We start from the raw sequence: 12,743 nt of genomic DNA on the forward strand, positions 1-12,743 counted from the left end.
TTATTATGAGTACTTGGACACAAATTTATGACCCATTAAACAATATTTGGTTATCTGCACTAATCGCAGCACTTCCAATTTTCTGCTTCATCATTTGTTTAATGGGACTGAAAATGAAAAGTTACATGGCTGGTCTTTACAGTGTGATTGTCGCTATTATTCTTGCTATATTCGTTTATAAAATGCCAGCAACCGTAGCTGTAGCATCTGCCGGATTCGGTGTTTTATCTGGATTTTATCCAATTTGTACTATCGTTATCGCAGCAATTTTCCTTTACAAATTAACTGTTAAAACAGAGCAATTCAACATCATTCGTGATAGTATTTCAAGCATTACAAATGATCAACGTTTACAAGTATTATTAATCGCTTATTCTTTCGGTGCTTTCTTAGAAGGCGCAGCTGGTTTAGGGGTTCCAGTTGCTATTACAGCTGCATTACTTGTGGGTATGGGCTTTAACCCATTAAAAGCAGCAGGTATTTGTTTAGTAGCTAACATCGCTGGTGGTGCTATGGGTGCTATGGGTATCCCAGTTACAGTACCAGCACAATTAACTGAGCTAGACGCATTAACTATCGGTCGTCAAACTGTTCTTATTTTACCATTTATTAGTATTGTTTTACCTTTCTTACTTGTTTCAATGGTTGATGGAATTAAAGGTATTAAAGAAACTTGGCAAGGTATTCTTGTAAGTGGTTTTTCTTTCGCTATAACTCAGTTCCTTGTGACTTACTTCTTAGGTGCAGAACTTACTAATATTTTCGCAGCCGTTGTAAGTATGGTTTCTCTAGCATTATTCTTACGTGTTTGGCAACCAAAATCTTCTTCTACAGAAGAAAAACAAGAAAAACAAGAATCTCATACATTCAATCAAATTTTATATGCTTGGTCTCCATTCGTATTCTTAACTGCATTCGTAACAATCTTTAATTTAAAACCAATTAAAGCTTTATTTGCTCCGGATGGCGCACTAGCAAACTTAGTATTTAACATTCAGTTCCCTGGTCTTCATAATGCTGTTATGAAAACTACACCAATTACAAAAGCTGATACACCTTTCGCAGCTGTTTTCAAGTTTGATGTATTCTCATCTACAACTACTGCAATCGTATTAGCAATTATTGTTTCACTTATCGTTTACCGCGTAAAAGGTAAAATGGTTAAAGAATTAATAGTAGAAACAATGAAAGAACTAAAAGCTCCAGTATATACAATCTGTAGCGTTATCGCTTTAGCTTACGTAGAGAACTACTCTGGTATGTCATCTACACTTGGACTGGCATTCTCTTCTACTGGTAATGCATTCCCAGTTCTTTCTCCAATCTTAGGATGGATTGGCGTATTCATTACAGGTTCAGTAGTATCAAGTGGTTCATTATTCGCACCGCTTCAAGCAGTAACTGCAGATCAATTAAACATCGTTCCTTCTACACTTGTTGCATTAAACGTAGTAGGTGGTACAATGGCAAAAATGGTTTCACCACAGTCTGTAGCCGTTGCTTGTGCAGCAGTTGGACTAGTTGGTAAAGAATCTGCCCTATTTAAAACAGCGATGAAATACAGTTTAATCTTCTTAGCTATTATTAGCTTACTTCAATTAAACGCTGTATTTAATATCTTTTAAAAATAAAACACCGATCCAAATGGATCGGTGTTTTTTTCATATTACATCTTCTTATTCTTTAATAAAGAAGCTCCAGCAATTTCAGGATGCGTCATTTCGAATGGATCTAAAATAATATCCAATTCTTCTTCTGTCAGTACACCATGTTCTAAACATAGCTCCCTAACAGATTTTCCTGTTTCAATTGCTTCACGTGCAATACGAGATGCTGCTTCGTAACCAATATGAGGGTTCACCGCTGTAATAATTCCAACACTTTTCTCAACATATTGCTTCAGCAATTCTTCATTTGCTGTAATTCCTTTAATACAATATTCACGGAATACACGGAATCCGTTATTCATAATACTAATAGATTGAATTAAATTAAATACGAGTACAGGCTCCATTACGTTTAACTCTAATTGTCCTGCTTCTGATGCTAAGCAAATTGTATGATCATTACCAATTACTTGGAAAGCAACTTGATTAATTACTTCTGCCATAACAGGATTTACTTTACCTGGCATAATAGATGAACCTGGTTGGCGAGCTGGTAATTGAATTTCCGCCAATCCAACACGTGGACCAGATGCCATAATACGAAGATCATTTGCAATTTTAGACATATTCATCATACATACTTTTAATGCCGCAGATACTTCTGTGTATGCATCTGTGTTTTGCGTTGCATCAACTAAATGCTCTGCACCAACAAGTGGGAATCCGCTAAATGTTCTCAAGTGTTTAACCACTTGTTCAATGTACGTAGGGTTTGCATTTAATCCCGTACCAACAGCTGTCGCCCCCATGTTCACTTCATATAAATGTTGGCGAGACTGTTTAATTCTTTTTATATCACGTTCAAGCACTCGGCTATACGCTTCAAATTCTTGTCCAAGACGAATCGGAACAGCATCTTGTAAATGTGTACGCCCCATTTTAATAACGTGATCGAACTCTTTTGCTTTTGCACGGAAAGCTGAATGAAGTTCTTCCATTGTAATAAGAAGTTCTTCTAACATCATAAGAGTTGCAATATGAATTCCCGTTGGAAACGCATCATTCGTTGATTGAGCCATATTCACATGCGTGTTTGGACTAATCTTTGCATACTCGCCTTTTTCATATCCCATACGTTCTAAAGCTCGATTAGCGATTACTTCATTTGTATTCATATTAATAGAAGTTCCAGCACCGCCTTGGATTGGATCCACGATAAATTGATCATGGAATTTCCCATCAACAATTTCTTGCGCTGCCTCTGCAATTTCATATCCAATGTCTTTAGCTAAGTAACCAGTATCCATATTTGCAAGTGCCGCCGCTTTTTTCACAATTGCCATTGCCGTAATGAGTGACGGATGAATGCGATATCCTGTAATCGGGAAGTTTTCTACAGCACGTAATGTTTGTACCCCATAATAAGCTACACTCGGTACTTCCTTTTCACCTAAAAAATCTTTCTCTATACGTATATCCTTCGTTGCTATCATTTTCATCACCTATACTTTTCATTCTAAATCCTTATCTAAAAAATTCGCCTCTAAAAAAACGAGTATCATTCAGAAGAATTTTTCAGTATCCACCTTCACTATATAGCACCTTTTTTGAAAGCGCAAACATTTATTTTTCTATATATACCTTTTATAAAGTGAAACTTTAATCAGTGGGGGTTTTGTTGATCCCCCACCTAACTTCTTCGCTTTCGCTGAATTTTGAAGTAGGGGTCTTACTGCCCACAAATAGCGGGATAAAAATTTATAGAAAATCATTCTTCTACCTTCTTTATTTCCACTCGTTTAATTTGATGCATATCCTTTTCAAGAACTTTAAAAGAAAAGCCGTGTTTTTCAATAATATCTCCTTCAGCAACGATTTGCTTTTGTACCATAATCCAGCCACCAATTGTATCTACATCATCAGCGATTAAGTGTAGGCCAAATAAATCATTTACTTCACTAATAAGCACTTTTCCCTCTACGATTTTACACCCTTCACTTATATGCTCTATAGGCGGGTGTTCATCTTCATCGTATTCATCTCGGATTTCTCCAACAATTTCTTCTAAAATATCTTCTAGTGTAACGATCCCCGCTGTACCACCATATTCATCATATAATACAGCTAATGGAATTCGTTTTCTTTGCATTTGTAATAGCAAATCATGAATAGGAATATTTTCTAACACTTCAATAACTGGTCTTGTATATGGCTTAATCGAGCACCCCTCGTCTCGATTACCATCCATATAACGAATAAATAAATCCTTTACATTAACCATCCCAATAATTTCATCTTTATCTTCACCAAATACGGGATATCTCGTGTACTTTTCTTGTGCGATTATTTTAATATGTGTTTCAAATGGTTCGTCCTCATATAAACCTACAACTTCCGTACGAGGTACCATAATTTCCTTTGCGACTCTATTATCGAATTCAAAAATATTATTTACATATTTAAATTCCCTTTGATTAATCTCTCCGCTCTCATAACTCTCGGATAAGATTAATCGTAATTCTTCCTCCGAATGAGCAACTTCATGTTCAGAAGCCGGATGTAATCCGAATAACCCTGTCACAATCCTTGCAGAACCATTTAAAGCCCAAATAAACGGATACATTACTCGGTAAAAGTAAATAATTGGCTTCGATAATAATAAGCTAACTTGCTCTGCCCTTTGTATAGCGAGCGTCTTCGGAGCAAGTTCACCAATGACAACATGTAAAAACGTAATAACTGCAAAGGCAATAATAAATGAAACTGTACTTGCAATTGCAGGAGATAGGTGTAGTTTTAAAAACAACGGCTCGAGTATATGTTTTATAGTGGGCTCTCCTAACCACCCAAGTCCTAAAGCAGTAATTGTAATACCTAACTGACATGCTGATAAATACTCATCTAAATTCGAAGTTACTTTTTTAGCTGCCAATGCTCCTCGTCGTTTCTCACTAACGAGTTGATCAATACGACTGCTACGTACCTTAATAATTGCAAACTCAACAGCTACAAAAAATGCTGTTAACGCAATAAGGATGACTACCATCAGTAATTTTAAAATATCCACATATGTCCTTTAGCTTTCTTAGCTAAAGTTACACCTCCTTTAAAAAAGAAGTTTCACTTTAGTTTCTTCATTTATTTGAAAGCAACCCTATATAAAATTCACCAATTTCAAGCCTCATACAATTCTAAAGGCAAGCCATCAGGATCTTGGAAAAAGACAAATTTTTTATCCGTAATTTCATCCATACGTATCGCTTCAGTCTCCACACCGCATTGTTTTAAATGGTTTACAGCTTCTTCTATATTTGTAACAGCAAATGCTAAATGTCTAAGTCCAGCTGCTTCTGGAAAACTTGGGCGCTCAGGTGGACTAGGAAATGAAAATAATTCAATTTGATACTCTTCCCCTACACATAAATCTAACTTATAAGAATCTCGTTCTTTTCTATATACTTCATTTATCGCTTTAAAACCTAATATCCGAGTATAAAAATCCTTTGACAGTTCATAATTCGAACAAATAATTGCAACGTGGTGCACTCTACATATATTCATGCTCTCTCTATTCCTTTCTTTACCAAAGATGCATATTCTCCCTTGAAATGAAAAACATATATAGCAGAATATCTCTTTTAGGAGGCTTACTATGAAATTTATTACTTTTTTCATGGGACTTATCGTTGTTTTCTTCCTTGCTTATATTGCTAGCAACAATAAGAAACATATTAAATTTAAACCAATTTTCATCATGCTTATTATACAGTTGATTTTAACCTATTTATTATTGAATACAGAAATCGGCCTCATACTTATTCGGGTCATTTCCAGTCTGTTTACAAAGCTACTCGAGTACGCTGCTGATGGTATAAACTTTGTATTTGGCGGTCTTGCTAATAAAGGTGAAATGTCATTTTTCCTTACTGTATTATTACCGATTGTCTTCATTTCCGTCTTAATTGGTATACTACAACATTTCAAAATACTACCATTTTTTATTCATTGGATCGGTTACTTCCTTAGCAAAATAAATGGTCTTGGGAAATTAGAATCTTACAACGCTATCGCCTCTGCCATTGTCGGCCAATCAGAAGTTTTTATTACAGTTAAAAAGCAATTAGCTCAAATTCCAAAACACCGTCTTTATACACTTTGTGCTTCTGCCATGTCAACCGTATCTATGTCTATCGTAGGTGCCTATATGACAATGATCGAGCCTAAATATGTAGTAACCGCACTCGTTCTCAATTTATTTAGTGGTTTTATTATCGTACTCATCATCAATCCTTACGACGTGAAAGATGACGAAGATATTTTAGAAATTAAAGGCGAAAAGCAAAGCTTTTTTGAAATGCTTGGAGAATACATTCTAGATGGCTTCCGCGTAGCCATCGTTGTCGGCGCTATGCTCATCGGATTCGTCGCATTAATTAGCTGCATTAATGACCTATTCCTTATTATATTCGGCATTACTTTCCAGCAATTAATCGGCTACGTATTTGCGCCTGTTGCATTCCTTATCGGTGTACCAAGTTCTGAAATTGTCACAGCTGGTAGCATTATGGCAACGAAGCTTGTAACGAATGAATTTGTAGCAATGATGGACCTTAGTAAACTTTCTAATAGCCTTTCTCTCCGTACAGTGGGTATCATTTCTGTTTTCCTCGTTTCTTTTGCCAACTTTTCTTCTATCGGCATTATTTCAGGTGCAGTAAAAGGGTTAAACGAAGAACAAGGAAACGTCGTTGCCAGATTTGGCCTTAAATTACTATATGGAGCTACTCTCGTTAGCATTTTATCTGCAATTATCGTAAGCATTATGTTGTAATTAGGTAAAATTTTATCATTTTCTTATCCTTATCTTTTGTATACAATAACGAATAGATGTCTTTATAAATAATCAAGACATCTATTTTTTATACATGTACAATCGCTTTTATTTAGCGTACAATATTTTTTATGTGTTTGAATGTGCTTCTAGATGTATACACTTTGATAGTTTTAAAGGAGAAAAAATGATGAAATCCGATATGAACAAAGATACTCGAGCCAAAAAAGGACGCTCAAAGAAAAAACGCCTACTTTGGTTCCTTCTTATTCCATTACTGATTATAGCACTTGGAGCAGGAGGCTATTCCTTCCATATATACAGTAAAGCAAAGTCTGTATTAAGTAATGCCTATTCTGAACTGGGCCGCGGGGATAAATCCAGCAAACGTGAAAAAGCCGTGAAACCTATGACTGACAACATTTCCGTACTTATTATGGGTGTTGATGAAAGTGATATTAGGGACAAGAATTACGGAAAAGCAACTCGTACGGATGCGCTATTACTTGCAACAATTAATAAAAACGATAACTCTGTTAAACTTGTGAGTATTCCACGTGACTCACGTGTCTACATTAAATCACGTGATAAATACGATAAAATTACACATGCACACGTATTCGGTGGTGTGGACAGCACAATTGATACAGTAGAGAACTTTTTAGATGTTCCAGTTGATTACTATGTAAAATTCAACTTTAAATCATTTATCAAAATTGTCGATTCTCTTGGTGGTATTACTGTCGATGTTCCAGTTGAGTTTACAGAACAAAATAGTAAAGACGAAGCAGATGCAATTCACCTCAAAAAAGGACGTCAACATTTAAATGGAGAAGAGGCATTAGCACTAGCTAGAACTCGTCATATCGACAGTGATTATATGCGCGGTCAACGACAACAGCTTGTTTTAGAAGCTATTGCTGCAAAAGCACTATCTCTTAATTCCATTAATAAAATCGGTGGCCTATTAGACGCTGTCGATAAAGACTTAAAAACAAATTTAACTTTTGATGATATGATGACAATTGCCAAAAATTCAATGGATTCCAATTTAAAAATGGACAAAATGCAAGTAGAAGGTACTGATAAATATATAGGTGGTATTTATTATTACGTTCCAAATGAAAAAAGCGTCAATAATATTTCGACAACACTACAAGAACATCTCGGTGTTACGAATAAAAATGAACATAAAAAATTATAATAAAAAGGCTGCTAGATCTTTCTAGACAGCCTTTTTATTATAATTTTCAACATATTTCTCGTTCATATTGTGACAAAAAGAGACAATTATTACAACAGTGTAACATTTTTTATGAAAACATTACACACACAGTGAAAATAATAGTATACTAGTACGTACATAATGTTATTTTCATCATATTTATACAAAAAATGTAATACATATATTTATACAAAAATTTCTGGGGGGAAATAAATGAAGCTAAGTAAAATACTGATCGGTTCTGCAATTACTGGAGGCATATTACTTTGTGCAGGCAGTGTTGGTGGATATCAATATGTATCCAAACTAAATAATCAATTAGATACTACTGCATTACCGAATACTACATTTGAAGGTATTTCTCTCGATGGAAAAAATAAAAAAGATATTCAAACCATTATAAATCAAAGGATAACTGAATTAGATCAAAAATCTCTTACCTACATATTCCAAAATGATAAACAAACGTACACATGGAAAGATTTAGGGATAAATTATAAGGAAAAAGATATTATCGACAAAATTTTTAAAGAACAAGAAGGAAACGCAGTGAATCGTTACAAAATGCGGAAGCAGGCTGAAAACGGTGAATTAAAACGTGATTATAAATTAACAGCTCAATTAAATACAACTGCTTATGAAAGCTTTATGAAAGATAAATATAATGAAACATTAAAAAATCCTGTTAATGCAGAATTAAGTATTGAAGGCTCTACAGTAAATATTAGCCAAAGTCAAAATGGAGAAAAAATTGATAAAGGAAAATTAACTCATTTAACAAAGCAGGCCATTACTTCTGGCACATCGGACGTTACGTTACCCGTTACACTATTAAAACCTGAACGTTCTACAGAAGATATACAGAAAATGGGGATTAAAGAAGTAATCGCTGAATATTCGACTCCAATGGCTGGTCGTAACGGGAATCAATCCTTTAACGTAAATAAGTCAGCTAATACTTTAAGTGGAGTTATTGTCGCACCTGATGAAACATTTAGTTTTAATGGCCGCGTTGGCGTAACTGATGCTGCACATGGTTATAAATCCGCAGCAGTATTTTCACAAGGTAAAGTTATACAAAGTGCAGGCGGAGGCGTTTGCCAAGTTAGTAGCACTTTATATAGCGCAGCTTTAAGAGCAGATTTAGGAATTGTTTCTCGAAGCAATCATTCTATGCCCGTAAATTATTTACCACTTGGGCAAGATGCAGCAGTGGCAGATTATGGTCCGGATTTAAAATTTAAAAACAATACAGGCAATCATATTTATATTCAAGCATTTTCAAATGGCGGTAGTATTACTACTCGCATTTTTGGTACAAATACTGGTAAAAATGTTGAAGTTTCTTCTCAAGTAGTTAGTAGAACTGGTGATAAAATAACAGCGGTTACGTATAAAAAAGTAACACAAAACGGTGAAGTAGTATCAAATGGACAAATTTCAAAAAGCGTATATAAAAGTACCCCAACACAATGAGACACCATCAAATTGGCAAACAAAAAAGGCGTGATCTATTCACGCCTTTTTCTTTTGCAATAATAGTAAAAAAGCTTCAAGATGGTCTTTCGTTTCTTCTAAAGACCACATGCGATTTCCTTGCTTCGCAGCTAATACGCACGCCTCTTCCCAAGCGTTTTTTTTCTTCATATATAATAATTCATCGCGTAATTTCAAAACAAATTCTTCATCTTCTTGCTCTATAAACTCTTCCATCACGCCTACTATTTCATCCTCATGGATACTTAACGTACAATACGATTTGAGAAAATATTGTAATGTCGTATACATATTTACTCCCCCTTCTTATTTATCAGATGGATAAGAAGTAATGATCTTATATCCTAAATCTCCTGACTTATCTCTCGCCAAAACAGTAACAGTTTTTACTAACTTGTCTTTTACATTCATATTTTTCTTTATTACCGTTTTTCCAACTGGGAATGAATGAGTTGTATTTACTACGAGACGAGCCTCTTTAGAATTTTTTAACCAATCTTGAATTTCCTTATCATGCTGCTTCAAACTATCTTTTACAGCTTTCGTCGCTGTTTCCTTATCATAGTATGTACTTGCCGCTGATACTTTATCTGTCTTCAAGCGATTCTTCAAATCCTCTTCTGATTTTCCTACATGTCTTTCAATCGTATGACCATTTTTAGGTGGCCCTTCCATTTCATCTAAAATATTATCACTAATTTTTTCTACTGATGTCGATTGATTCCCTGTTTGTTTCTCTGTTTTTTGTTCTTTTCCTGCACATCCACTTAAGATCAGCATTAATGCCAATAAACTACTCAAGAGAAGACTACTTATTCGTTTCATCATATCACCTCTCCCATGATTATTATCGTAACTTCACTAAAAGTCAATTTCACAACGAAAAAACATATACATTTTTAAAATTCCTCATCAATTTTGCCATATTACCACCCTAGTTTCATCAAACTACTATTTTGGACCCTCTCCGAAATATACCCCTATGTTTTTATAATTATTTCCCGGATTAAATCACTCCTAAAATAGCTAAATAATCCTTTTAAAAACAGAGTTTTTTGGTTATTTTCTAAAAAATAAAATATACCCCTGATTTCATATACATAATACCCCTATAAGGTATATTGATAGTGTTTTATCAACGTTTTCTACATTATGTAAATTTGTGCTTGCCTACACAATGGAAATATGGTGTAATGCAAAAAAAGATAAAGGATTTTAAACAATGGCTGAAACAATTCAAAACTTCTTAACAGACTATTATTCAATCGCAATTCCACTTAGTATCTTAATTAACGTCATCATCAGTCTTTTAGGTTTTATCCCTAGTATTTTTTTAACCGCTATTAACATACAGCTCTTTGGTGTAACAAACGGAACCATTATTTCGATCGCAGGTGAGGCATTAGGGGCTATTATCTCGTTTTATATTTATCGTATAGGCCTTCAGAAATTCACTCACAACAAAGTAAATAAGTATCCAAAGGTAGAACGCCTACTTTATGTAGAAGGTAGAGAGGCCTTTCTACTCGTTCTATCGTTTCGATTCATACCTTTCATCCCATCAAGTATCGTTACTTTATTTGCCGCTCTAGGAAGAATGTCATTACTCTCTTTCAGTATTGCTAGCACAATAGGTAAAATACCGGCTTTGTTAATCGAAGTATATTCTGTCTATCATGTCATGAATGGAACGAATGAAGCGAAGTGGATTGTAACAATGGCGGGGTGTGTTGGATTGTTTTATTTGTGGAAAAAATGGAGAAAAAAATAAAGAAGGAGCATAGGCTCCTTCTTTATTTTTGAAGTATTTTATTAATAATACTCTCTTAAACCCTTAGTTTACACCAACAGCACTATATGATTGCTTCACTGCTGCTACTTCTGCAGAGTTAGCACCATATAAATCAGCTGCAGCTTGTACTAAACCAGCACGAGCTTGACTAAACGTAGTAGATTGAGTGAAATATTGCGTGTTTGCACGATAATAAATCGCTCCTACTTTATCTTTACCAATACCACTCACAGTAACACCGTAATGCGTGCCACCATTCGCTAATAAATAAGCCGCTTTGTTAATAATACCGCTATTCGTATGAACGCCACCATTGTCACTAGTACCAGTGTAACGCTTAGAGTAATGGTCTGGATCACCATATTTCGTTGGATCACTCATAGAGCGAAGCGCATCTCCTGCTTTACCAGGCGTATAAATATCTTCACCAATTTCCCAATCTGGGTTACGATTATCATAATACTCTACTAATGTACCAAAAACATCTGAAATAGCTTCATTTAATGCTCCTGATTCATTTTGATAAATTAAATCTGAGCTATACTCTGTAACAGCATGCGTTAATTCGTGTCCAATTACATCAATTCCACCAGACAATGAAGTGAATGTTACACCATCACCATCTCCGTATACCATTTGTGAGCCGTTCCAGAATGCATTATTATACTTACTTCCGTAATGAACTGTTGATTTTAATGGTGCTCCTGCATCATTAATAGAGTTTCTGTTAAATGTAGCTTTATAGTAATCATATGTTTTACCTGCATAATAATGAGCATCTACTGCCGCTGCATCATACGCTGCATTGAAAATATTATCTGCATCTACCCATAATGTTCCTGGTAATGTTGAGCGATTTTTCGCATCATATGTGAAAATCGTTGCTCCGCGCGTATTATCTTGTAAGTAGTAAGATGAGCTAGATAACGTTGTATTAAGTGATTTTGTATCTCCTAGTACACCTTTACCAGTTCCCACTGCATTTGTTCCTGTTACAGGTTTTACAGCCGGTTTCGCTTCCTGTTTAGGAGCATCTTGCTTAACTGGCGATTTATCTTCATTTGCTACATGATCAAGTTTATTATATTTATTTAATACTTTACCGCTGTCTGCTTCAATGAAATAATAGTAGTTTCCTGGACTTGGATCTAAGAAGTTTAGATTTACAACGTATGCATATGTTGTTTCCTCACCATTTTGATATACATATAAGTCCGCTTTTGGTTCTACCTCATATTTAGGTGTAACACCTAAATCTTGTTGCGCAATTTCAATTGCTTTTGCGCCTTCAATCTTATTTTTATTTTTCAACTTTTCTTTTTTGTCTAGATCAGGTGCAACTGTTCCAGACAATACTTTTAAAGAACCATCTTTACTTACATGAGCTACTTGAGTAGAACCCCATACAGGTACTCCTTCGTATACTTGTTGCATACGTACTACTGTTGAATCAGTTACAGAGTCTTTTTTTACTTGTTTCACTTTGAAAGAATCTTGCGCACTCTTTTCCCCTAACTTATAATCGCCTTTTGCTGCGTTTAAGTAATCAAACACAACAGATTCCGCTTTCTTACCAGTCGCTCCAGTTAGATCACCAGAAATAAACTCCGGTGACTGTACTGTCTCATTGTACTTCTTCGTAGAGAGCACATTTTTAGAATCTGCAAACGCAGAGCCTGTCCCTCCAAACGTTGTAACTGCCATTCCTGTCGCTAACACTAACGCTAAACTTTTCTTTTTCATGAACCTTCCCCCTAATAAATTATTTTTTGAAAAAGAGTAGTTTTATCG

At 35.1% G+C, this 12,743-nt stretch carries 11 protein-coding genes; 5 read left to right on the top strand and 6 right to left on the bottom strand.

The window, feature by feature from the left end; all coding sequences use genetic code 11:
• The first annotated feature begins 5 nt into the window (after nucleotides 1–5).
• The gene (locus QCI46_RS24365) at nucleotides 6–1,625 is read left to right on the top strand and encodes an L-lactate permease (protein WP_000109124.1); all 1,620 of its coding nucleotides are present in this window, start codon (nucleotides 6–8) and stop codon (nucleotides 1,623–1,625) included.
• 41 nt (nucleotides 1,626–1,666) lie between these two features.
• Here the strand turns inward: QCI46_RS24365 and aspA are convergent, their stop codons facing one another.
• The 3 genes from aspA to gloA2 all read right to left on the bottom strand — a co-directional run bounded on the left by aspA (nucleotide 1,667) and on the right by gloA2 (nucleotide 5,168).
• Nucleotides 1,667–3,100 (bottom strand): aspartate ammonia-lyase, encoded by a 1,434-nt coding sequence (aspA, locus tag QCI46_RS24370; protein WP_353841632.1) that lies wholly within the window; start codon nucleotides 3,098–3,100, stop codon nucleotides 1,667–1,669.
• Between the two features lie 275 nt (nucleotides 3,101–3,375).
• Complete coding sequence (locus QCI46_RS24375) at nucleotides 3,376–4,674, bottom strand: hemolysin family protein (RefSeq protein ID WP_353841633.1); 1,299 nt, start codon at nucleotides 4,672–4,674, stop codon at nucleotides 3,376–3,378.
• A gap of 107 nt (nucleotides 4,675–4,781) precedes the next feature.
• On the bottom strand, nucleotides 4,782–5,168 hold the full coding sequence (gloA2, locus tag QCI46_RS24380) for an SMU1112c/YaeR family gloxylase I-like metalloprotein (protein WP_001017670.1): 387 nt from the start codon (nucleotides 5,166–5,168) through the stop codon (nucleotides 4,782–4,784).
• Nucleotides 5,169–5,259: 91 nt separating this feature from the next.
• On the opposite strand from gloA2, the gene QCI46_RS24385 reads away from it, so the two are divergent.
• The 3 genes from QCI46_RS24385 to QCI46_RS24395 all read left to right on the top strand — a co-directional run bounded on the left by QCI46_RS24385 (nucleotide 5,260) and on the right by QCI46_RS24395 (nucleotide 9,139).
• A complete protein-coding gene (locus QCI46_RS24385; protein WP_327958254.1) occupies nucleotides 5,260–6,438 on the top strand; it encodes a NupC/NupG family nucleoside CNT transporter in 1,179 nt (392 codons plus the stop codon).
• Between the two features lie 187 nt (nucleotides 6,439–6,625).
• Entirely contained in the window at nucleotides 6,626–7,642 is a 1,017-nt protein-coding gene (locus QCI46_RS24390) for an LCP family protein (protein WP_353841634.1), read from the top strand.
• A 234-nt stretch (nucleotides 7,643–7,876) separates the two neighbouring features.
• Complete coding sequence (locus QCI46_RS24395; protein WP_353841635.1) at nucleotides 7,877–9,139, top strand: VanW family protein; 1,263 nt, start codon at nucleotides 7,877–7,879, stop codon at nucleotides 9,137–9,139.
• Nucleotides 9,140–9,178: 39 nt separating this feature from the next.
• Here the strand turns inward: QCI46_RS24395 and QCI46_RS24400 are convergent, their stop codons facing one another.
• Nucleotides 9,179–9,451 (bottom strand): hypothetical protein, encoded by a 273-nt coding sequence (locus QCI46_RS24400; RefSeq protein WP_327958251.1) that lies wholly within the window; start codon nucleotides 9,449–9,451, stop codon nucleotides 9,179–9,181.
• A 15-nt stretch (nucleotides 9,452–9,466) separates the two neighbouring features.
• Nucleotides 9,467–9,985 (bottom strand): RNase A-like domain-containing lipoprotein, encoded by a 519-nt coding sequence (locus QCI46_RS24405; protein ID WP_353841929.1) that lies wholly within the window; start codon nucleotides 9,983–9,985, stop codon nucleotides 9,467–9,469.
• Nucleotides 9,986–10,382: 397 nt separating this feature from the next.
• On the opposite strand from QCI46_RS24405, the gene QCI46_RS24410 reads away from it, so the two are divergent.
• Entirely contained in the window at nucleotides 10,383–10,931 is a 549-nt protein-coding gene (locus QCI46_RS24410) for a TVP38/TMEM64 family protein (protein ID WP_353841636.1), read from the top strand.
• A 63-nt stretch (nucleotides 10,932–10,994) separates the two neighbouring features.
• On the opposite strand, the gene QCI46_RS24415 is transcribed toward QCI46_RS24410, so the two are convergent.
• The gene (locus QCI46_RS24415) at nucleotides 10,995–12,695 is read right to left on the bottom strand and encodes a M4 family metallopeptidase (RefSeq protein ID WP_075310663.1); all 1,701 of its coding nucleotides are present in this window, start codon (nucleotides 12,693–12,695) and stop codon (nucleotides 10,995–10,997) included.
• Nucleotides 12,696–12,743: the final 48 nt, after the last annotated feature.

Origin of the sequence: Bacillus cereus group sp. RP32, assembly GCF_040459735.1 — a bacterium.
In the GTDB taxonomy this organism is placed as follows: domain Bacteria; phylum Bacillota; class Bacilli; order Bacillales; family Bacillaceae_G; genus Bacillus_A; species Bacillus_A wiedmannii.

Coding starts and splice junctions, on each gene's coding strand:
- QCI46_RS24365 (WP_000109124.1), top strand. CDS start 6: ATGAGTACTTGGACACAAATTTATGACCCATTAAACAATATTTGGTTA.
- aspA (WP_353841632.1), bottom strand. CDS start 3,100: ATGATAGCAACGAAGGATATACGTATAGAGAAAGATTTTTTAGGTGAA.
- gloA2 (WP_001017670.1), bottom strand. CDS start 5,168: ATGAATATATGTAGAGTGCACCACGTTGCAATTATTTGTTCGAATTAT.
- QCI46_RS24385 (WP_327958254.1), top strand. CDS start 5,260: ATGAAATTTATTACTTTTTTCATGGGACTTATCGTTGTTTTCTTCCTT.
- QCI46_RS24390 (WP_353841634.1), top strand. CDS start 6,626: ATGATGAAATCCGATATGAACAAAGATACTCGAGCCAAAAAAGGACGC.
- QCI46_RS24395 (WP_353841635.1), top strand. CDS start 7,877: ATGAAGCTAAGTAAAATACTGATCGGTTCTGCAATTACTGGAGGCATA.
- QCI46_RS24400 (WP_327958251.1), bottom strand. CDS start 9,451: ATGTATACGACATTACAATATTTTCTCAAATCGTATTGTACGTTAAGT.
- QCI46_RS24405 (WP_353841929.1), bottom strand. CDS start 9,985: ATGAAACGAATAAGTAGTCTTCTCTTGAGTAGTTTATTGGCATTAATG.
- QCI46_RS24410 (WP_353841636.1), top strand. CDS start 10,383: ATGGCTGAAACAATTCAAAACTTCTTAACAGACTATTATTCAATCGCA.
- QCI46_RS24415 (WP_075310663.1), bottom strand. CDS start 12,695: ATGAAAAAGAAAAGTTTAGCGTTAGTGTTAGCGACAGGAATGGCAGTT.